We start from the raw sequence: 24,309 nt of genomic DNA, 5'->3' as shown, positions 1-24,309 counted from the left end.
TTCTAAGAAGCAGCTTTTACCAACAAATGAGATATTATAAATATGAGCATCGTAAATGTGAGAATATAAAAAGATTTATATTACACTATTTAGGCTTATTTTATAATTATCTTTACATGAATGTATTTAAAAAAAGAAGGCTGCCCGATTTGTTTTCAAGACAGCCTTAGCGTAAACCAATTTGATTAGAAAGATTTTCTAATTATGATGAGATAGTAAAAGTCGAAAATTAATTGATACTTGTTTTAAAGTATCTATACTATCTTTTCAACTAAATTGACTTTAAATGTTATATGCCAAACCATATAATTTTTGCATCTGTACTGTCAAAATTTAAGTTTATAATAGCTCTTCCTTTATTGTCTAACAGTACGGCGGTATTAGCTCCCAATCTTTAAGTTGGTAAAAAGGTTGTTTGATTATGATAATTTAACATGGAGAAAGATTTTTTAAAAAAAATAGTTTTGAAACGTAGTTTTTAAGTAGAGTTTCTAATAATTAAATTTGTCTTCAACATTGTAGTTACAGCCTTCCAATCCTCTACATTTCTATTAATTTGCTCTATAAGCATCTTGATTGCAACTTTACCAATCTCTGATACAGGTTGTGCCACAGTAGTAAGCGAAGGTTCTATTAAAGCCGAAGCATAATCACCACTAAATCCAACTATAGCTATATCTTCTGGTATTTTTAAGCCATGTGTTTTTATAATTTGTATTGCTTCAATGGCAGCTGGATCATTGATAGCAAATATTGCATCTGGCGGATTAGGTAAATTTAATAAATGGGTAACATATATTTTTACTTTATTAGGAGAGAGGTCATAACTTATTATTAAGTCTTCATCTATTGGGATGTTATTGTCTTTTAAAGCATCAATATAACCATTTAACCTTTTTTTGCTTATTGATAATGAGTTTGGGCCTGCTAAATGTGCAATTCTTTTTTTTCCAGTCTGAATTAAATGTTGCACAGCTTTATAAGCTCCGTCGTAATCATCAACTATCACTTTCGGAACAATCATTTCTTCACATACCCTATTAAAAAATACAATGGGTATTCCTTTTCTTTGAAAAACTTTGAGATGGTCATAATTTAAAGTTTCTTTTGTTATAGAAACAATAAGTCCATCTATTTGACTACTTAACATAACCTTTGCATTTAAAACTTCAGTTTCATATGATTCATTAGATTGACTTATAATCATGGTATATCCAGCCAGAGCAGCTTCCTTCTGTGCTGCAATAACTATGTTGGGAAAATAAGAGCTTAAAAATTCGGGTACCATGATTCCGATGATATTACTCTTATTTGTAATCAAACTTATGGCAGACATGTTTTTTTGATAATCCCATTTTTCTGCTAAGTCTAAAATTTGTTTTCTGGTTTTTTCATTAACATTAGGATGTCCCGTTAAGGCTCTTGAAACTGTTGATTTAGATATATTAAGCTCCTTAGCGATATCAAAAATCGTTATTTGATGTTTTTTCATATCTTAAATTAATTCAATTTGAATCAAAGGCTCAAAATAAATAATATTTACCATTTTTGGGAGGCCTCCCAAAAATTGGGAGGCCTCCCAAAAAAAAATATGAATTTTAAAAGTATTCAAAAAATATATGCAATATATATTAGCACTTCCAATTAATACCTAAAAGGTAATTTTTGATTTTTAAAGAGTATTTTTTTTCTATTGAATTTTATTAAAAATTAACCAATTGTTATAAATAATATGAAGTAAAAAATTACAAAACAAAATGTGAGGAGGGTTAATACCCTATGAACAGAAAATTTTAACCTAATAAACCCTATTAAATTATGAAAAAAAAGCAACTTGTTGCTACTATTAGACTCGTAAAACTGATTTCTTTTATCCCAATTGCAACTACAGTTTTATCGTCTAATACATTGTATGCAAATGCAACTTCTAAGGAAAGTAATTTTTATAAGACAAAAATTCAAAATTCAAAAAAATCGTCTTATTTACTTAATTCTAACAAAGTACAATTTACTGTAACAGGAACTGTTACAGATTCTGATGGTTTACCTTTAGCTGGTGCAGCAGTATCTATAAAAAAAGGTAATCTCACTACCTTAACTGATATCAATGGTAAATTTACTATTAAAGCACAACCTGATGATGTATTAGTTGTGAGTTATTTGGGCAGTATAACACAAGAAGTACCTATTAATAAGCGTACGAATATCAATATTATAATGGCTAATTCTGAAAAGTCATTAGATGAAGTTGTTGTGGTAGGTTATGGAACACAGCGTAAGAGAGATGTAACCGGAGCTATTTCTAGTATCTCAGAAGATAAAATAAAAGCTTTCCCTGTCATAAGTGCTGATCAAGCCTTACAAGGTAGAGCAGCAGGTGTACAAGTGGTGCAAACTAGTGGTGCACCAGGGGGGGCAGTTCAAGTTAGAATTAGAGGTACAAATTCAACAGCTGGAGGTGGTGCTAATCAACCTTTATATGTAGTTGATGGAGTACCCTTATTTTATGATGAACGTCAAAACGCACTTAATTTTGGTAACGAAGGTTCTACAGGCGGTCCAGCGTCAAATGCTGCAAGTCCATTAACAACAATTAGCCCTAATGATATTGAATCTATTGAAGTTTTAAAGGACGCTTCTGCAACAGCTATATATGGGTCTAGAGCAGCAAATGGTGTCGTTTTGATAACAACCAAAATGGGCAAATCAGGTAAATCTGTTGTTACTTTTAATGCTAATTACGGTGTACAGTCTTTAAGAGAAAAAATTCCAATGCTAAATGCACAAGAGAGAATTGCATTTGCTCAAGAACATCGTCGTAATGCTGGTACTAGGGGAAATGAGGTTATAGATGTTTTTACTGTTAATCCTTATACATTTGGAAGAGGAACAGATTGGCAAGATGAAGTATTTCGTAGTGCACAAATGTCTAACTATAATTTAGGATTTAGTGGAGGTAAAGATAATTTAACCTATAGTATATCTGGAGATTATTTTAATCAAGAAGGTATTATATTAAACACTTTCTCAAAAAGAGCAGGTACTCGTGTTAATTTGGATTTTAAAGTAAACGAAAAACTAAAATTTGGCACACGTTCTACTTTAAATTACCAATGGGAAAACGTTGCCAGAACTGATGAATATTTTCAGGGTATAGTGATGAATTTATTGGGTACTTCACCTGTTACCCCAGTTTTTGATGCTAATGGAAATTATGCAGGTAGACCAAATACTCTAATAAATTTTAACTTTTATAATTCCGGAAATAACAATACGGTAGCTAACTTGATGGAATCAACACGTAGAGTTGATAGATATAGAGCATTAAGTAATGTATTTGGAGAGTATGATATCACTTCTAAATTAAAATTTAAAAGTAGTTTTGGTATAGATTATTTATTTACCAACTTACGTACAGTTGATCCGGTCTTTTTTAGAGGTGTAGATACAAATACACCAATGAATGTATTCCAAGCCAGTCCTAAAACTTTTAATTGGATTACCGAACAAACATTAAGTTTTACAGAAAAAATTAAAAAACATTCTTTCAATGTTTTGGCAGGTTTTTCTGCACAAAATATTAGCAGGCAAACATTTTCTGCTAATGCTACAGGTTCTATAAATAATGCTTTAGATCAATTGGGTAACCAAACAAGTTCAGGTACAATTTCAGGAGGTGCAAATGAACAAGGTTTAGTATCTCAATTCTTAAGATTAAATTATGATTTTGGAGGAAAATATTTATTGACTGCAACAGCAAGAAGAGATGGATCTAGTAGATTTGGAGAAAAAAATAAATATGGACTTTTCCCTTCTGCATCTGTTGGTTGGCGTATTTCGGAAGAGAATTTCCTAAAAGACATTCAACAAATAAGTGATTTAAAATTAAGAGCTAGTTATGGAAGTGTTGGAAGCCAGGAAATAGGTAACTTCTTATTCGCTGCATTAGCTAGTCCAACACAAGCAGTATTTGGAAACGCATATCGTCCTGGTGTTGCTCCAAATCGTTTCCAAAATGAAGATATACGTTGGGAGGTTACCAATACCTTAGATTTAGGTTTAGATTTAGGTTTATTTAATGGACGTTTAAATTTCACAGTTGATTATTATTCAAAATTAACTAAAGGGTTATTAGGTCTTGCGCCACTTTCTGTAATTTCTGGAGTTGGTAATGGCTATACGTCTAATATTGGATCTATTAGTAACAAGGGGATAGAGTTTGCAGCTAATGTTCAAGTAATTAATAATAAAAATTTTAAATGGAACGTAGATTTTAATATTTCTACTAATGTGAATGAAGTTAAAAGCCTAGGAGATCAGCCTTTTATAAACGGTGCGCCTACTTCTAGAACTCCATTTATAAACCGTACTCAACCCGGTCAGCCTATAGGTGCATTTTATGTTTTACGTAATAATGGAATGTACACAACTTGGGCAGAGGCTAGTGCTGCACTTCCTTATACAATCACAGCTCAGCCTTATTTTACTCCAGGAGATTATAGAATTGTTGATACTAATGGCGATAATAGGATCACGGACGATGATCGACAATTTGTTGGTTCTCCATTTCCTGATTATTTTGGAGGATTTAATACCAGTTTGTCATATAAAAATTGGACATTTAGCGTATTTGCGCCATTTCAAGTAGGTAATTTAATCTGGAATCAACCATTTTTACATAATTCAACATTTGAAGTAAACGCTACACGTTTTATTTACAATAATCGATACATACCAAGTAATCCAACTCAACAAACACTTATTCCTGTACCAAGAGCAAACAACCCATTAACACCATCAGAATTATATCTTCAAGATGGTTCATTTTTAAGAATCCGATCTTTAACTCTTGCGTATGATTTCTCATCCAAAGAATTAAGTTTCCTTCCTAAACAGAGCAGACTTAGAGTTTTTGCGCAAGGAAATAATTTGTTTGTTTTTCATAACTATAAAGGTTGGGATCCTGAGGTTAGTAGTTTTGGTTCAAATGTTATCACCAATGGTATTGATGCAGGGGCATATCCACAGGCAAAATCCTTTAATTTTGGTTTAAATGTTAGTTTTTAATAAAAAGAGATATGAAAAATATATTCAAATATAGTTTAGCACTTTTATTTAGCACAAGTTTCTTCTTTCTAGGAACTGGATGTAAAAAAATTTTAAATCCAGAACCAATAGGTGAGCAGACATTAGATGTAAACTTTACAACATTTAACGGGTCTTTATCTGCTGTAAATGGAATTTATGCTCAGCTTACTAATGGCGAATTGTATAGGAATGGTAATGCTTTAATGAGCATTGATTACGCAAGTGATGATGTTCAAGATGCCCCAAAAACTGTATCATCAGCTTATAATTTAGTTGATTATTTTGAATTACCAGCTGATAATATTATTTCATTCCGTTTATGGGATAATTTCTATAGAGTTATTTATAGATCGAATGTTGTTATTGAAAGAATACCTGGAGTAAACTTTCCAACAGCTTTTATTAATAATGGAACAGGTAGACCTTTTAAAGATCAGTTTTTAGGAGAAGCACATTTTTTAAGAGCTTTTGCTTATTTTAACTTAGTTAGAATTTTTGGTGGTGTACCTTTACACACTAAAGAAATTAAAAGTGCTACTGAGGTAAATATACCTCGTTCAAGTGTCGAAGAAGTATATGCACAAATCGAAAAGGACCTTAATGAAGCCGTTGCTAAATTACCATTATCTTATAACAATACTGGTGATGGAAATGAAAGAGGTAGGGTAACAAGATGGTCAGCTTTAGCAATGCTTGCTGATGTATATCTAACTCAAAGAAAGTTTGAACTAGCTAAAACAACAGCTTTAGATGTAATCAATAATGGTGCAGCAAATGGTATTTCTCTTAATACAAATTATAGAGATAATTTCTTCGCATTAAATGGTGGCCAAGAGAATACCAGAGAGTCACTTTTTGAAATTCAGTTTAGCAATACAAATTTTGCTGCTAACCAAACTGCACCACAAGGTAATAATTTTGCTAATCTTATGGGACCGGTGAATGATATAGTTGGTGGTGTAGCATCTTTGGCTCGTTATCATCCTACAGATAATAATAGCTTAGTTCCTAATGAATCTGGCTTTTCTGGAGGGCTTATACAAGAATATCAGACTGGTGATTTAAGACTTAACGATAATTTTATTTTAGCTCAAGGCGGACAAGGTTCGAATATTTATTTAACAAAGAAATTCTATGAGCCTGGAAGAGGAACTTCTGGTGCTGGAAATTACCCAGTTTACCGTTTAGCAGAAGTTTATTTAATTTATGCTGAAGCCACGACTGAGTTAGGGGAACCTGATGCCTTATCTATAAACTTAGTAAATCAATTACGTCGTAGAGCCTTCGGATTACCACTTACTACGCCATCTGTAACAGTTGATGTGCCTTCAAATGTTTCTCAATCAGCTTTTAGGGATATCATAAGATCAGAATCTAGAAAAGAGTTTGCAATGGAGAATAAGCGTTGGTTTAACTTATTAAGATATGGATTTGATTACATGCAAGATGTCTTAGTAAATAAACAAAAGAAAACCTTGTTTAATAGAAATAAAATGTTATTTCCTATTGCTCAAATAGAATTAATAAACAATCCACTTTTAGTTCAAAACCCGCTTTAAGTGTAAGATATAACAGTAAAAATTAAATATTATGAAAAAATTCATAAAAGTTGCTTTTGCGATAGTATTATTTTCATTTACCCTTTATTCTTGTAAAAAAGCAGAAGAGGGTTATGTAGGAGATTATCCAGATAAAGCTAAACTTATTTTTGTTAACGCTGCAGCAAATGGTTCACCAATACCTCAACAGGCTCGTAGAGAAATTGCTATTGCTCCTATTTATAATGGTATTAACTTTAATCTTTTTCCAATAAAATACCCTTGGAGTAATGGTTATAAAGTTTTTGATCCAGGAACATTATCCCTAAGGTTAGATACTGCTTTTCAGCCAGGTAACGACCCCGCGGGACCATCTGCTCCTGTTGGAACTTACAACTTAAATTTAGAGGCGGATAGTTATTATTCAATTTACGCAGTGGGTACAACTCATAACGTTGATACGTTTTTTGTGAAAGATAATATTGACTTCCCAACTCCCGGAAAAACTAAAATTTTGTTTCTCAATTTATCACCAGACGCTGGTCCTATAGATATTGTTAATAATGCTACTGGGGCTATTATGGTTTCAAATATGACTTATAAGCAACGTAGAGCTTACATAGAGGTTGATCCAGGTACTTATAGTATGCGTATGAATGTGGCAGGTACAACAACCCAAATTAGAAACGTAAAAACAGGTATGATCATTTCACCAAATAGCGTGTACACCGTTTTTGTTACTGGTTTAAGAACTGCACCTTCACCTGGTAATACTCCTGCTAGTCAATTGATTCAAATCAATTATCACGCAAATAGATGGACACCTTAAAAAAATAATAGTTGGTTCATAATAGTTTAAGTGAAAATTAAGCTAAAAGCCTTCCTTCGGGAAGGCTTTATTTACTACAAATAGCTGTAAAAATTAGTTGTTTAATGGCTTTAAAAGCTAGAAAAGAAAAAAACATAAGGTTGCTGCATGTACTATAGATATTATTTAAGCCTATTCGTTTCCTGCCTTTTTTCTTTAAATGTTTTTGCACAAAACATCAAATTAGAAAACGATGCCTACAAAATTTACAGTAAGGATAAAACCATTATTATTACAAAAAAGGCCGGCAATATAAGCCGAGTATTAAATCCTCAAATTGATTTTTATTTTTCCGATTTAGCTGTAACGACGAATTACGAGAACGCTAAAGAAATACCTTATCCGGTATTGGGCTGGAAGAAAAATGAAAAGGATAGTGGTTTAACCAATCCAAAAGATATAGCCAGAAAGAGCCTTTTAGAAATTCAAGCTATTAAACTGCTTCCTTCTGCTATTGAAATTAAATATAAATCCAACGCTTTAGCAGTTGTTTCCTGCTTGGTTACTTTGCCAAACGGCAATGAATCACCAATTATCGAGTTAAACATTCAATCTAAAAGGAGGGGCTACTATGCTGCTACCTTTAAGGGTTTGCCTCAACATCACCCAGATTCGCTATCATTTTTATATCAACCCTTACTGTGGTCGTGGAAACGATTTCCTCAAGAGGTTTATTATACACCAGAGTCATACTGCACAACAGCAGCCAGCTTTGTTAATACAGGTTCGTTTACAGAGGGTATAGCGCCCGATGTTTCTGAAATACCTTACCGCTATGCCACACTAGGCAACTCTCGATTTGCCATAAATCTTAGAAACGATAATGGCAAAGCTCAGCCATCCATTATGTTTCCGGTTTTAGGTAGTGATAGTTCATTGTTAAAGAAGGGGCAAAAATTAAAATTCAAAATGAGGTATTTTATTTATGATGGCACTTGGCAACAAGCCTTGCCAGCATTATATAATGATGTACTTCACTATAAGTTAGAACGTCAAAATGCTTTGGTGAGTTTAAATCAAACTATCAATAATATGCTGGATTTTGCCATGAATGATTTATATGGCGGATGGATACCAGAATTAAAGGGATCTGATTATCAGTTTGATGTGCCAGGTTCTGTAAAGAACGTATCGGCTATGCATGCCTTAGCTTTGGCTATGCTTACAGGCGATAAACAAATTTATACCCGACGAGCATTACCCATGATGGAGTACATGATGTCGAGAGAAAAATATTTATTTTCTATAAAAGATGGCGTTCAGCCTCAAAATCCTTCCCATTTTTTAACTGGTCCTTGTGCCGAAATTGGAGAATTGTCAGGTTTACATATTTTAACTAACGGACAAACCAGTGCTTTTTATGAAGAATTGAAAAGGATTTTTGGCAAACCAAGAAAGCTCAACCTTAATACCGAGACCGGTGGAGGAAGTTGGCAAGATTACCTTGCAAAATATCGTGTAAGCAAAGATAAAAACGATTTGCTAAAAGCTGAAGCTGGTGCTAATGATTACTTAAAGCAGGTTTACGACCAATATTCATCTACTTTTAAAGATGATCCAGGTTTGAAAGATAAACAAGCAGCTTTTTCTACTGATTTTGGCTATCGTATTTATGATTTAACCGAACTTTTTGAACAAACTCAAAATAAAAGATTTTTAGATGCAGCAGTAACCGGAGCTAGGCAATTATTACTGTGGACAAGGAGTAACCCTATGGCTCCAGATTCCAATATTTTGGTGAATCAAGGAGGAAAGGTAAATAGCGTATTTCCGGGCAAACGTTTAGGGAATACCGACTATGGTTTTACTACCATGGATATGACTAGCTATATACAAGAGCAAAAAGTTCCTGCTTGGCATACCTCCTTAGCAGGCCTACTACCCGAGCAGCCTTCAACATATATGTATGGGCCCGTAATGCTATCACACCATGCTGCATGGTTATTAAGGTTAGGTTCTTTAGCAAAAGATTCTTTACTGATCAATGCTGGCAGAAATGCGATCCTAGGGCGTTATTCAAACTTTCCGGGTTATTATTTTACCTCACTTCATACCAACGTATATCAGCAATATGATTACCCTTTGCATCCCTATATTGATATAAAATATAATGCTACTTTTTACAATCATATTTGGCCACACCTAGCGTTGCTAACTGATTTTTTAGTTACCGATTTTCACACCCGATCATTAGGTAAAATAAATTTCTCTTCTGTTTACGCTCCTGGATATGCTTTTTTAACCAGTAAAGTTTATGGCCACAAACAAGGAGATTTCTTCTCTGATAAGGATGTAAATATTTGGATGCCTCGTAATGCCATACAATCTGCTAGTGTAGCATTTAACTATTTATGTGGTATCAAGGATAATGATTTTTGGATTGCCCTTGCCAATACTTCAAATCAAGGAATAAATGAAAAAATTAGATTAAATCCTTCCATTATTCCTTGGAATACCGATGAAGTTTATCAGGTGGAAATTCACCAAACCGATGGAAGTATTTCTAAAGCGGTATTTGTAAATGGCGAATTATCGATTAAACTAAAGCCTCAAGGCCTAACTGCTTTTAAAATTAAAGGCTTAAAGGTTGATGTGCCTTTTAAGAACTTAAATAATTTCAATAAATCAATTCCTGAAAATAGATTCTCCAGAGAGGTGGATTCATCCTCTGTTTGGGGCACTACAACAGCGATGATTATTCAGACATTTTCCGGCTTTGCAGATTTCTATCTTTTTTCTGATCGTACAGAAAAAAATTGGGCAAGTGCTACGCTTTATTATAAAAAAGGTAATAGCCAGTGGAATACAATATCTGATATCTCCTATCCTTTTGAATTTGATGTTAACCTTACGGATCCCGCTCAGGAAATATACTATAAGCTAAAAATCAAAGATATCAATGGAGTTGAACATGAATCAGTGGTGAAACGAATTAATTATTAAAAATGAACTCAATTATTGACACGGTTGTCATAGTCGTTTTTTCGGCCTTTGTGCTAGGTATAGGGATGATGTTTGCTCGTACGGGAACAAACTTAAAGTCTTTTTTTGCGGGTGGAGAAGCTGTACCTTGGCCAATAGGCGGTCTTTCCCTTTTTATGTCATTTTTCTCCGCCGGTACTTTTGTTGCATGGGGATCTATTGCTTATCAGTATGGTTTTGTATCCATTACCATTCAATGGACCATGGCCGTGGGCGCCATGGTTACTGCATTTTTCCTGGCTCCCAAATGGAAAAAAACAGGGAATTTAACAGCCGCCGAATTTATTAAGCAACGTTTGGGAATAACCGCTCAAAAAACTTATGTAAATATCTTCTTGGCCGTATCCATATTTAGTAAAGGTGTGGTTTTATATCCGGTAGCTAAGCTGGTTTGTGCCTCTTTGGGCTTTCCCTTAATGCCTACAACGGTGGTTTTAGGTTTCCTAATGATATCCTACACAGCGGTTGGGGGTTTGTGGGCAGTGATGGTTACCGACATTTTGCAATTTGTTGTGCTTTTAGCAGCAGTACTTATTGTTTTGCCTTTAACCAATGAGGCAGCAGGTGGCTGGAGTTCCTTTGTACAAAATGCTCCCGAAAATTTCTTTAACGTATTTAATGGCGAGTTTAATGCTTGGTTTATAGTGGCCTTTAGTATTTACCATATATTTTTTATTGGTGGAAACTGGACTTTTGTGCAACGTTATACCAGTGTAGATACACCAGTTTCAGCAAAAAAAGTAGCCTTATTATTTGGAGCACTATATATCATAAGTCCGGTTATTTGGATGCTCCCACCTATGATGTTTAAAGTGATTGACCCTTCCATCATGGACGCCGAAAATGCTTACCTATATGTGTGTAAAATGGTGCTTCCGCCGGGTTTAATGGGCTTAATGCTTACAGGAATGTATTTTTCCACATCTGCAACCGCAAATACCACACTCAATGTAGCATCCGCAGTGTTTACCAATGATATTTATAAAAGCTTAATTAATCCCGCTGCTACGGATAAACAATTGATGAGGGTAGCAAGATTATCATCTTGGGCATTTGGCATAGGGATGATTTTAATCGCCTTAATTATTCCTGCCATCGGCGGTATGGTTGAGGTGGTGTTAAGCATTGCTTCCATTACTGCCGGGCCATTACTGGCACCTCCAATTTGGGCTTTGTTTTCTAAAAAATTGAGTGGAAAAGTTACGCTACAAATCACCATTTCAACACTGCTTCTCAATTTATTCTTAAAGTTAATTTTCCCTATGATAGCTGGATTTAGCTTTAATAGGGCTGAGCAAATGATTATGGGAATAGGAATTCCTTTTCTGTTATTGTTGATTAACGAGTTGTTAATCAAAAAACCATCATCAGATTATTTAAGCTATTTAGAGACAAAGACCGCACAAAATAACGAATCTGAGCCTACACAAGAAGAAGTTAAAGAAGTGAAAGTGCAAAACCGATTTGGGCTTCGGGTTATAGCTGGATCATTAGCATTTACAGCTTTATTAGTATTTATTTTATCCTTTATTACTACTGCCGGCAAAGCCCTTACTGCGGGTGTCGCAGTATTTATTCTACTAGCTGCTATTATTCCTTTGCGGGCATCAAAAAAAATTAAAATCAATGATTAAAGATTATATACCTGAGAAAAGAGTACTTAAAAATGTTGAATTACAAGCCGATTTGGTTGTAATAGGAGGAGGTTTGGCGGGCGTTTGTTGCGCAGTTACTGCGGCTCGTTTAGGCGTTAAAGTTATATTAGTACAAGACCGTCCGATTTTAGGTGGAAACTGCTCTTCTGAAGTTAGGTTATGGGTATTGGGGGCTACCTCTCATATGGGTAATAATAACCGTTGGGCAAGAGAGGGTGGTTTGCTAGATGAAATCATGTTAGAAAATGCTTATCGGAATCCAGAGGGTAATCCATTAATTTTTGATACTATTCTTTTAGAGAAAGTAGTAATAGAAAATAATATAACTCTTTTATTAAATACTGCTGTTTATGATTTAGAAAAATCAGATATAGATACTATTGAGAGTGTTACGGCCTTTTGTAGTCAAAATTCAACTACTTATAAATTATATGCACCCCTTTTTACAGATGCATCAGGCGATGGTATTGCAGGGTTTTTAGCTGGTGCAGCTTTTAGAATTGGAGCTGAAAGTAAAGAAGAGTTTGGAGAAAAATTTGCTCCAGATAAAAGTTATGGTGAGCTATTAGGACATTCAATATACTTTTACTCTAAGGATGTTGGTAGGAAAGTGAAATTTGTACCTCCTTCTTATGCTTTAACAGATATAAAGCAAATACCAAGATATAAGAAAATTAATACTAAGGATTATGGCTGTAGATTATGGTGGATAGAGTACGGTGGTAGGTTGGATACAATACATGAAACTGAAAAAATAAAATGGGAACTGTGGAAGGTAGTTTATGGGGTATGGGATTATATTAAAAACTCAGGAGAGTTCCCAGAGGCAGAAACTATGACCCTAGAGTGGGTTGGTACCATACCAGGAAAAAGAGAAAGCAGGCGTTTTGAAGGAGATTATATCTTAAAACAACAAGATATTATAGAACAAAGTATTTTTGAAGATACTGTAGCATTTGGGGGATGGTCTATTGATTTACATCCAGCAGATGGTGTTTATAGCGAAAAACCAGGATGTAACCAGTGGCATAGTAAAGGGATATTTGGGATACCCTACAGATGTTATTTTTCAAGGAATATTAATAACCTATTTTTAGCAGGCCGCATTATATCTGCTTCACATGTTGCATTTGGTTCTACAAGGGTAATGGCTACAAATGCACACGGAGCACAGGCTGTAGCTGTAGCTGCATACATAGCTAAGAAGTATCAGGTTAACCCTAGAGAGGTCGGACAAAAATATCTTTTTGAATTACAAGAAGAGTTGTTAAAAATAGGACAGCATTTACCTCATCAAAAACTAAAGGATAAAAATAATCTTGTTCATCAGGCACTTGTTATTTCTGCTTCCTCAACTTTAAGTTTATCGGAAATACCAGCTTCAGGAGTGTTTACTGATCTAAAGAACGGTGTTGCGCAAATGTTACCCTTTCATAAGGGGCAATTGCCTACTATTGAGATAGAAGTTAATGCACTTGAAGATACCTCGCTGATTATAGAATTAAGAAAAAGTTCAAAGATTTATAACCATACACCTGATGTTTCTATTAGTAGTATCACCTATCAATTAGTAGCAGGTAAGCAAAACATTTCCATTGTTTTTGATAAAGAGTGGGAAGAGGATGCCTATGGCTTTATTTTGTTTCATCAAAATCCTTTGGTTCATTTACCATTAAGTAATCAACGCATCACAGGAATATTATCTGTTTTTAATAAGATAAATCCAGCAGTTTCTAATTATGGTAAACAAACACCCACAGAAGATATAGGTGTTGATACATTTGAATTTTGGTGTCCAGAGAGAAGACCTGCAGGGAAAAATTTAGCTATGAAGTTTGGAAAACCAATTCAAATGTTTAAGATTAACAATCTTTTGAATGGCATTCAACGACCTGTTTCTACTCCAAATGCTTGGGTTGCCGCTTTTTCAGATAAAAAGCCTTCTTTAAAATTAGAATGGAAATCTCCTATAATGATAAAAGAGATTCAGCTTTCATTTGATACCGATTTTGATCATCCTTTAGAAAATGTTTTGATGCATAACCCAGAGGAAGTGATGCCTTTTTGTATCAAAAATTATAAAGTATTTGATGATGAAGATAAGCTCATCTATCAAAAAAAAGGTAACTATTTAACCCTTAACACTATCAAATTAGATCAGCCTTTAAATACCAAAAGCATCCGTTTTGAGTTAGAACATCCTTCGGATGATGTGCCGGCAGCCTTATTTGAAATTAGATGTTACACAGCTAATACATGATATTATGATTTTGACGAATAAAGTAGTAAGTTTATTTAGTTTACTTTTAATGATAGCTTCTTTAAGTTATGCAGGCGAAGTAAAAGACGGTATATACAGTATCCGTTTTAGAGCTTATGATTACGAGCGTCATAATATTTGTATAAAAGATCAGGCCTATTCAATAAAATTAGGCCTTGATACGATTATTAACTGGGCTGATACTAAATGGCAGATAAGTTTTTCAAAAGAACTTAATAAGAGTAAATCAGACTCAGAAAATTTTAAGCTTAAAGTAACTTGTTTAAGCGATAACGTAAACCAAGTTTCTGTTAGTTTAGAATGGCAACAATATAATTGGGATGCTAAAAATTTTGTTTTAATGCCAGGGGCAGTTTACAACGGTAATAAATTTTTAGCCAGAAAAATACCTTACTCACCCAGAATATTATTACCACAAGATGCAGGTCTGGATGCCCCTATAGTAATTTCTGATGTTCCAAGATTAAATCTAGAAGAAGGATTTTCAAGAATTCAAGAGCGAAGCGGAGGAATGAGTTTTCCTTGTATTGCCTTCTTAGATACTCTTAATAATAGAAGTCGATTTTTAATTGCGGAACAAGGAAATGAACTAGGTGATTATGGTTTTGAAATAGAAGAGAATAGATCTAGAGCAGTAGCTTATTTAAGAGTTAGTTCACCATTAGTAAGAGAATTACATAGGTATAGCATTGGTAATACCCATACACCTTCTTATGATAAAGGTCATGTTTTTAAAAAGGGAGAAAGTATACAAATAAAAGCACAATTATATACATTACCAGCTTCCAATATAAAGAGCTTTTATCAGAATTATTTCAATATTCATCAACAAGTTTTAAAAACTGCCCAGCCAGTTCGTTTAGATCTGCCATTATCAAAAGCTTACAGTTTGATTGAGAAAAAGTATAACCAATTCAATTGGAATGCAAATCAGCAGTTTTATGGTATTGATTCCCATACGGGAAATAAAAAATGGAAACCAGGATGGGTAGGTGGGCAAATTACAGCTTATGCTTTAACTTTTGGCGCAGATACTACAAGAAATAGGATAATCAAAGAAAATAATTGGTTTTTTCCAGCAGGTATAAGCCCTTCAGGTTTTTTTTATGAGCGATGTGAAGATGGTATAAAATGGATTAGTGGAGATCCAAGTAAATTTCATACTAAAAATTGGCATCTTATAAGAAGTAGTTCGGATGCTCTATATTATACTTTTAAGCAACTTGAATTACTAAAGAAGGATAAAAGTATTCCGCAAAATGATTTCAATAAATGGGTTAAAGGAGCAAAAACTGTTTCAGACGCATTTGTAAGAAATTGGAAAAGATATGGTCAATGGGGACAGTTTGTAGATAGTGAAAATGGTGTTATCGTTGTTGGTGGTTCTGCAAGTGCAGCCATTACACCCGCAGCCTTAGTTTATGCTTCTTCGTGGTTTGCTGATACTGTTTATCTGAATGTAGCAAAACAATCTGCTCGATATTACTATCAAGAGTTTATAAAAAAAGGAATCACAACAGGTGGTCCTGGAGATGCACTTCAAAGTCCTGATAGCGAAAGTTGTTTTGGTTTGATAGAATCTTTTATGACACTTTATGATTGCACAAAAGAGAAGGAATGGATTACCTATGCAGAGGAAACTGTAAACCAATTTAGTACTTGGGTAATGCCTTACTCATTTCAATTTCCAAAAGGAACTTTAATGCATCAATTGGGAGTATCTACGGTGGGTACAGTTTGGGCTAACGTACAAAATAAACATGCGGCACCGGGTATCTGTACTGCTTCTGGATTAGCACTTTTGAAATTATATCAGGTTACTAAGAAAGAAGAGTATTTATTGCTACTCAAGTTAATCACGCAATCAGCACTACAATATGTTTCTCATCCTGATAAACCTATTGCTAAGCAACCTTTTGGTTTTGTAGATGAACGAATAAGTACTACAGATTGGTACGAAGGAATTGGAGAAATAGAAGGTCTTTCAACATGGGCTGAAGTGGCTATTCTACTCATGGGGGCAGAATTACCTAGTGTTTTTATAGATCAAAATCGATTATATGTATTCGACCATGTAGAAGCTGAGCTCCAAACCACAGCAGGTAAAGGGGTACTAGAAATACGCAATCCAACAAATTATGAAGCTAAGGTAAAGATTTCCATAGGACAACTAAAATCTAATGAAATATTACCCTATCAAACAATAGAGTTAAAGCCTAAAGAAAAAATTAGATATCAACTCCACAAAAAGGGTTGGCTTATCAAAATGAATTAACTAATACTAATCAAATTATACTCATTTTATGAAATCTTTTTTTACTCAAATGAAACGAGTAGACCATTTAAAATGGCTTATACTCTGTTGGTGTCTTTTGACAACCATGAAAGTAAACGCAGCTACCTTTACAGTAAGTAATACTGATGATACAGGTGCGGGTTCTTTAAGGCAAGCCATTACAGATGCTAACGCAACTGTTGGGCCACACACTATTAATTTCAGTATACCATCAGGTAGTATCATTAATTTAACTAGTGGAGTTCTACCAACCATCAATGTAAATATCGTTTTTGAAGCTCCTGCTGGACGTATCACTGTAACTAGAAACAGCGTAACTAATTTCAGAATTTTCGCAATTTCTGCTTCTAGAACAGTTGTTATAAAGAATCTGGTTATTAGCAATGGTTTCTCAACATCAGAAGGCGGCGCTATTGAAAACTTAGGTAATTTAAGCATATATAATAGTATTATAGAAAATAATACTACAAGTGGCTCTGGTGTACATGCTGGTGCTATAGCTAATAGAGATAACGCTGCTTTATACCTTTATAATTGTGTTTTAAGAAATAATACTAGTTTAGGAGGTATTGGTGGGGCTATAATTTCTAGAACAGGAGCTATCTTAAGGATATATAACTCATTATTAGAAAACAACAGTTGTGGTGGTGCTTCAGGGGGTACAACCTCAAGCACTGGAGGAGGCGCTATCGACCATAGGCCAGGCAGCTTAATAACAGGCAACTTGATAGTAGGTACAATCGTCAGAAATAATACTTCTACTAATCAAGGCGGGGCTATTAATCATGTTTCAGGAACTTTAACCATATTGAACTCAACCATAAGTGGTAATAGAACAGTAAGTTCAGGAGGAAGAGGTGGAGGTATTTGTAACCAAACCGGTTCTTCTTTGATTGTTAGAAATTCTACGATTAGTGGTAATACTGCTACCGATAGTGGTGGTGGAGTTTTCTCTCAGGCTACAGTTAATAACTTAGAATTTAGTAATGTTACGATTTCAGGTAATACTTCTGCTACAAATGGCGGCGGTATTGGTGGTACTGTTACTAATGCCATTTTAAATAATTGTACTATTACTGGTAACTCTGTAACTTCTACCACTGGCGCAGGTGGTGGTGTACGTGTTAATGGGGGTAATATGGAGATTAATTATACCATTATAAAGGGTAATACTTCTAATCATGCTACTGCTGGGGCAAATGAGGCTGATCTGAATGGTAACCGTTTTTCTAGATTTGGCAGAAACATTATTGCTTCTGCAACAAACCCACCAATTGGAAGCTGGATAACAATACCTGGAACATCTACACCTTCTGTTACTACAGGTAATATTGTTACAGATGCGAATATTAGTACTATATTAAATCCTGTTTTAGCCACTAACGATGCTAGCACATTAACCCATGCTTTGTTAGTAAACAGTATTGCCATAGACCCTGCAACGGCTTCAGGATATACTTCTATTTATGATCAAAGAGGCTTTGTTAGAAATGGAGCTATTGATATTGGAGCTTTTGAATATAATGCACCAATTGCAAGTTTAACTACAAATGCTGTAACAGACATTAGAACTGCTACAGCACTGTTTAATGCTTCTTTAAATACAGGAAATTTAAGTTCAAAGGTCAGTTTTGACTACGGTCTATCAACAGATTATGGATTAGAAACCATAACTTTTACAAGTACAGGTGGAAGTGTAAGTATTTCAGCAAATACAGCGTCTTTAACGCCTAATACATTATATAATGTGAGAGCAAAAGCAGTATATGGTCTTAATGATGAGTTTATATTATATGGAGCTAACCAGACTTTTACTACACCGTCTATAAATTTAGCCCCTGTATTGACTATAGCTGATGCAGATTTGTTAATATATACCAGTTTAGCCTCTGATATTTTAATTGATAATAGTTTAACTATTACTGATGCAGACAATACTACTTTAGTAGGAGCTACAGTACAAATAACAGAAAACAGTAAAAGTGACGAAGATGAGTTCTCTTTTACGCCTGTAGCAGGTATTACCACATCTTTTAATGCAAATGCATCTGGAGGTGCTTTGTTGACACTTAGCGGAGTTGCTTCTCTTGCTGATTATCAAACCCTTTTAAGAAGCCTCAAGTATGTGAATTCTAAAGGAACTAATGCAACTTATTCGGCAAGAAGAATATTAATTAAGGTAGATGATGGTTTAAACTTTAGTTCAGATAGTAGAAGAATCGACTTGAGTTTTTCAGAAAATAGTCCGTTATTAAGAAATATAGAGAATACTCCTTTAGCATATTCTGAAGATGTAGGCCTCCAAAATATTACTGCTACTATGGCGCTTTCAGACCCAAATAGTACCGATATGACTGGTGGTACAATACAAATTGGTAATTTTATTTCAGGAGAAGATGCTTTAGCTTTTACTGACCAAAATGGTATTACAGGTTCTTTTAATACTAGTAATGGAGTACTAACGCTAACTGGTACATCTAGCATAACCAACTATGAAACTGCTTTAAGAAGTGTTAGATATGTCAATAACAGTGGAAATCCTAGTACAATTGTAAGAACTATTAGTTTTCAAGTTACAGATGGCACTTACAATAGTAATACAATAGTTAGAAATATTGCTATAACAACTATTAATGATGCACCTGTGCTAGCCGGCATTGAGAGTACAGGTTTAACTCATCAAGAGAAGAGTGTCGCTGTAAATATTTCATCAAATATTGTTTTAACAGATGTAGATAACACAACGATAACTAGTGCAACTATAACAGTATCTAATAATTATAAAAACGGACAAGATATTTTAAGTTTCGCTAACACTAATAGTATAAGTTCTAGTTGGATACCAGCAACGGGAACTTTAATTCTAACCGGTAATGCTTCATTAGCTGAATATCAAACTGCTTTAAGAAATGTGAAATATTATCAAGGGAGTAACTATGATTTTTCAGGATTGGAAAGAACAATAAGTTTTACGGTAAACGATGGGGCGCTTAATAGTAGTAGTATAAGTAGAACAATTACCCCTACTCAAAAAACTGTAATAAACTTTAATTATGCGGAGGCATTGCAAAAATCTTTATTCTTTTATGAGGTACAACGTAGTGGGGCTTTACCAAGTGTAAGAGGAAATTTACCTGGCCAAAATAGAGTTGAATGGCGTGGGGATGCTTTATTAAATGATGGCTCTGATGTAGGAAGAGATTTAACTGGTGGTTGGCATGATGCTGGCGATACATATAAGTGTGCCGCAACAATGGCTTACGCAGCTTCTTTTTTAGCATGGAGTGGGTTAGAATACAGTACTGTATATTCAACTACCAATCAAACAGGATATTTATTAGATAATTTAAAGTTTATAAATGATTACTTTATCAAATGTTTTACAAACGACCAGCCGGGAACATATGAGTTTTACTCACAGGTAACGGATGGAAACTTTGCGCATAATCACTTTGCGGCTCCAGAACTTTTAGACTTTATGTTTGCACCTGGGGCTAATAAATCTTATAAGATAGATGTTACTTGTAAAGGTTCTGATATTGCTGGACAAGTAGCAGCAACGCTAGCTTCATCTTCTATCGTATTTAGAAATGCGGGTGATACTAACTATGCAAATTTATTATTAGATAAAGCTCGTAAAATGTTTGATTTTGGAGATGCTTATCGTGGAGTTGATGGACATAGAAATGCAGTAGGAGTAGTAACTACCACAGAAAACTATTTTTATAGAAGCTCTCATTATTTTGATGAAATGATGTGGGGTGCTATTTGGTTACATAAAGCAGAGTTAGCAGCATCAACTAACGGTTACACTGATAATTATTTAAATAAAGCGAATGAATACTATAATCTTTCGCCTTCACCTGAAACGAATTACGCTCATTTTTCAGAATTATTTTTTGGTAATCTTGCCCCTGCTGCTTTCACACTTCTGGTGAAAGAAACCACAGGAACAACACAGACAACCTATAGAAGAAGGGTAGAAAGATGGTTAGACTGGTGGACAATAGGATATACTGATAAAGTAAAATATACTCCTGGTGGTTTAGCTACTAAAACAGAAGATGCAACTAGAACTGTTTTTGCTCCTTTAAGATATAGTACTAACCAAGCTTTCGTTGCAGGTATATATAGTGATTGGATGATAGATGGTACTGGCGTAGATGGAGCCACTGCTCCAAGCGCATCTCCAGCAATTAATACAACTATAAACCGTAAGAATATATATGATAGTTTTGCACAAAGTCAGATTAGATATGTTTTAGGAGATAATCCATATAACAGAAGTTATGTTATAGGAATGGGGCCAAATCCATGGAACGCTCCTCACCACAGAGCAGCTTTAGGTGGTTGGGCAGGTTTCGAACACCTAACAGTAGGTAAACCTCAATATAATGTTACCCAACCAAGGCATATTTTATATGGTGCATTAATGGGGGGGCCTGGGACAGCTGAAAATGGCAATCCATTAGATTTTTTTGATTTATCTGTAAACAATATTGCTACTTTTAGAACTAATGAGGTCGCATTAGATTTTAACGCAGGTTTACCGGGAGCATTTGCTCGGATGTACGTTAGAAATCCTGGTAATGGTTCGCAATTAGCTAATTTCCCAACACCAGAAGTCAGAGATGATGAAATTTTTACTGAGGCTCAAATCAACTCCCAATCTGCAACCTCTATTAGTATTAAAGCACAGGTAAACAATAGAACAGCTTGGCCTGCTAGAGTTACTGATAAACTTTCAACACGTTACTATTTCACATTAGACCCATCAATTAATGTTTCATCTTTAGTAGTAACACAAGGGACTGTAACTCCAAATACAAATACAGAAGGAGGAACTATATCACCAATTACTCATTTTTCTGGTGATATCTATTATGTAAAAGTTGATTTTACCGGAAGAAAAATATTTCCTGGAGGTGTAATAGGGGGTGTTTCTTTAAACAATGTATATTGGATGCGTGAAGCTAATTTTACAATTACAGGTCCTTCTGGATGGAATAACTCTAACGATTGGTCTTTCAATGGTTTGAGTCCATTGAGTACATCGGTACCTACAAAAACACAACAGATGCCGGTTTATGATAATGATGTGCTTATTTATGGTGTAGAACCAGCCTTGGTATTACCTGTTGCTTTAAAAAGTTATGAAGCAAAAGCAGAGGGTTCTCGTACTAAATTAGAATGGATAACTGTCTCAGAGACAGATAATGACTATTTTATAGTGGAACGTTCTACTGATGGTGTAAACTATACTTTATTAACAAGAGTAAAATCTGTTAATAACAATGGAAATAGCTATACGGTTTATGATAATAATCCTTTTTCAGGAAATAATTATTATAGATTAACTCAAGTAGATAAAGATGGTAAAATGGAAGAACTTGGTATTAGAACGGTTAATTTTAAGCTAGAAAGTACCATTAAACTTACAGTTTTTCCAAATCCTACTTCTGATGTAGTGAACTTTTCCATTCATAATTATGAAGGCAATGAGGTAGAACTATCTCTTTATGATATAACAGGTAGATTAATTCATTCAGAAAAAGTAAATCGTCAAAATGGATTAAAGCAGACTATGCAAATGAAAGAAAAGCCTGTTGCGGGACAATATATGTTACACTTTAAGGGTAAAAACCTAAATGAAGTTAAAAAGCTAGTAATTATGTAAATGGTAATTTGAAATCATTTATGTCTTAAAGAAAAAGAGGTTGTCTCATATGATTATTCTATTTCATATCGAGCATAGTTGATGATTTTTTCGAGTATATCAGAGAAAATTTTAGCTCTATTTAATATGAAAAATAAAATTTTCAAGACAATCTCTTTTTTATATCCGTAATAAAAAATAAGAAATATCATTTAAAGATTTGCCAAGTTATTAAAGTTTTAACATTAAAAATGGGCTAATTTAGTCGTTTATACCCTATATAAATAATATATTAAAAATCATGAAAATCAAATTCGCTTGCTTATTATTAAGCTTATTTATTACAACCACAGGTATTGCACAAAAAAAATATGAACCTACTTGGGAATCTATAGATAGTAGGCCAGTACCACAATGGTTTCAGGACGCTAAATTTGGAATATTTATTCATTGGGGTGTTTATTCTGTACCATCTTATATTCATATCAATAGAGAAGGTTCAGTTTATGATTGTTATGCAGAATGGTATGAAATTCTAGCTATGTCTAAACCTGGTCCAAGTAGAGATTTTCACGATAAAAATTATGGTAAGAACTTTGGATACAGACAATTTGCGCCAATGTTTAAAGCAGAGTTATGGAATCCAGATAAGTGGGCTACCCTTTTTAAAGATGCAGGAGCGAAGTATGTTATCTTAACTTCTAAACATCATGATGGTTATACATTATGGCCATCTACAAGTAAATATTCTAAAGGATGGAACGCTATGGAAGTTGGACCTAAGAGAGATTTAGTTGGCGATCTTACTAACGCTGTAAGAGCTAAGGGTTTAAAAATGGGCTTATACTATTCGTTAATGGAATGGGAGAGTACGCCTACCACCAGACCTGGCAATTTTAATGGGTATTATCTTCCGGATTCTATCGTATCTAAGTATAAAATCCCAGGAGATAAGATGATTTCTGAACATATTGTTCCGCAAATGAAAGAATTAGTGATGAAGTATCAACCTGCTATCATTTATCCTGATGGAGATTGGGATGAGGACTATAAACGTTTACAAAGCTTAGAATTTTTAAGTTGGTTGTATAACAATGCACCAAATAAAGATGAAGTTGCAGTAAATGACAGATGGGGGAAAGTAAGAGGAGAGCATGGTGGTTATTATTCTAGAGAATATGCAGATACTGATGAAGTAAATAACGAACATCCATGGGAAGAAATTCAAGGCATGGGCTATTCATTCGGATATAATAGAAATGAGGATATTCATGATTATCGTAGTTCTGAGGAGCTTATACATCTTTTAGTAAATACCGTAGGTAGAGGTGGTAACTTATGTTTAAATGTAGGACCAACTGCAGACGGAAGAATTCCAGTAATTATGGAGCAGAGATTATTGGATATAGGAGAATGGCTAAAAGTAAATGGAGAAGGTATCTATGGTACAAAGGCATGGCATAATCCTGCTGAGGTTAAAAATATAAACTCTAAAGTTGAAACAGAGAAGAAAGAAAAGTCTGCCGCTGAAGCAGCATCAACAAATACTAATAGAGAAGTTTTCTATACTTATAAAGGTCAAGATTTATACATTTTAACTACAAAGTTGCCCCAGAATAATTTAATGGTTAAGGGTCTAACTGTTCCAAAAGGATATAAAATAGAATTATTAGGTACTGAGGTTCTTCCAAAATACAAATCAAAAGAAGGGAATCTTTATTTAGAAGTGCCTAAAGTAACCCCACAGGCATTTAAAACTAAATATGCTTATGTATTTAAAATAAACGGTGGAGCTTCATTAATTCAGAAGTAAATAAAACAAATAGAATCTTGCCGTCTTTTGTGTAGTTTAAACACAATAAAGACGGCTTTTTTTTGATTACAATTTTCAAAATAAACGTCAATTTAGTTTAAAAAATAGCCAAATTACTTTAGTTAGGCGATT

General features: G+C 34.2%; 10 protein-coding genes. 9 read left to right on the top strand and 1 reads right to left on the bottom strand.

Annotated elements, in window-relative coordinates:
- Positions 1-478: 478 nt before the first annotated feature.
- Positions 479-1,492 (bottom strand): LacI family DNA-binding transcriptional regulator, encoded by a 1,014-nt coding sequence (locus GJJ64_RS07030; protein WP_154287014.1) that lies wholly within the window; start codon positions 1,490-1,492, stop codon positions 479-481.
- A gap of 326 nt (positions 1,493-1,818) precedes the next feature.
- Here GJJ64_RS07030 and GJJ64_RS07025 point away from each other — a divergent pair, with 326 nt between their 5' ends.
- The 9 genes from GJJ64_RS07025 to GJJ64_RS06985 all read left to right on the top strand — a co-directional run bounded on the left by GJJ64_RS07025 (position 1,819) and on the right by GJJ64_RS06985 (position 24,177).
- Entirely contained in the window at positions 1,819-5,067 is a 3,249-nt protein-coding gene (locus tag GJJ64_RS07025) for a SusC/RagA family TonB-linked outer membrane protein (RefSeq protein ID WP_154287013.1), read from the top strand.
- 11 nt (positions 5,068-5,078) lie between these two features.
- On the top strand, positions 5,079-6,647 hold the full coding sequence (locus tag GJJ64_RS07020) for a RagB/SusD family nutrient uptake outer membrane protein (RefSeq protein WP_154287012.1): 1,569 nt from the start codon (positions 5,079-5,081) through the stop codon (positions 6,645-6,647).
- 31 nt (positions 6,648-6,678) lie between these two features.
- Positions 6,679-7,455: a DUF4397 domain-containing protein gene (locus GJJ64_RS07015; protein ID WP_154287011.1), complete on the top strand. Its 777-nt coding sequence runs from the start codon at positions 6,679-6,681 to the stop codon at positions 7,453-7,455.
- Between the two features lie 147 nt (positions 7,456-7,602).
- Positions 7,603-10,437 carry a hypothetical protein gene (locus tag GJJ64_RS07010; protein ID WP_154287010.1) on the top strand — a complete coding sequence of 945 codons (2,835 nt, stop codon included), beginning with the start codon at positions 7,603-7,605 and terminating at the stop codon, positions 10,435-10,437.
- A gap of 2 nt (positions 10,438-10,439) precedes the next feature.
- A complete protein-coding gene (locus GJJ64_RS07005) occupies positions 10,440-12,110 on the top strand; it encodes a sodium:solute symporter family protein (protein WP_154287009.1) in 1,671 nt (556 codons plus the stop codon).
- The gene (locus tag GJJ64_RS07000) at positions 12,103-14,391 is read left to right on the top strand and encodes an FAD-dependent oxidoreductase (protein ID WP_154287008.1); all 2,289 of its coding nucleotides are present in this window, start codon (positions 12,103-12,105) and stop codon (positions 14,389-14,391) included. The genes GJJ64_RS07005 and GJJ64_RS07000 overlap by 8 nt, the downstream gene beginning before the upstream one ends.
- Positions 14,392-14,395: 4 nt before the next feature.
- Complete coding sequence (locus GJJ64_RS06995; RefSeq protein ID WP_154287007.1) at positions 14,396-16,687, top strand: hypothetical protein; 2,292 nt, start codon at positions 14,396-14,398, stop codon at positions 16,685-16,687.
- 106 nt (positions 16,688-16,793) lie between these two features.
- Entirely contained in the window at positions 16,794-22,385 is a 5,592-nt protein-coding gene (locus tag GJJ64_RS06990; RefSeq protein WP_195759248.1) for a glycoside hydrolase family 9 protein, read from the top strand.
- A 280-nt stretch (positions 22,386-22,665) separates the two neighbouring features.
- Entirely contained in the window at positions 22,666-24,177 is a 1,512-nt protein-coding gene (locus GJJ64_RS06985) for an alpha-L-fucosidase (protein WP_154287005.1), read from the top strand.
- Positions 24,178-24,309 lie beyond the last annotated feature (132 nt).

This window comes from Pedobacter puniceum, assembly GCF_009674685.1.
Taxonomy (GTDB): Bacteria; Bacteroidota; Bacteroidia; order Sphingobacteriales; family Sphingobacteriaceae; genus Pseudopedobacter; species Pseudopedobacter puniceum.
The sequence above is the reverse complement of the archived record's forward strand: the minus strand, read 5'-3'. Positions and strand labels throughout refer to the sequence as shown.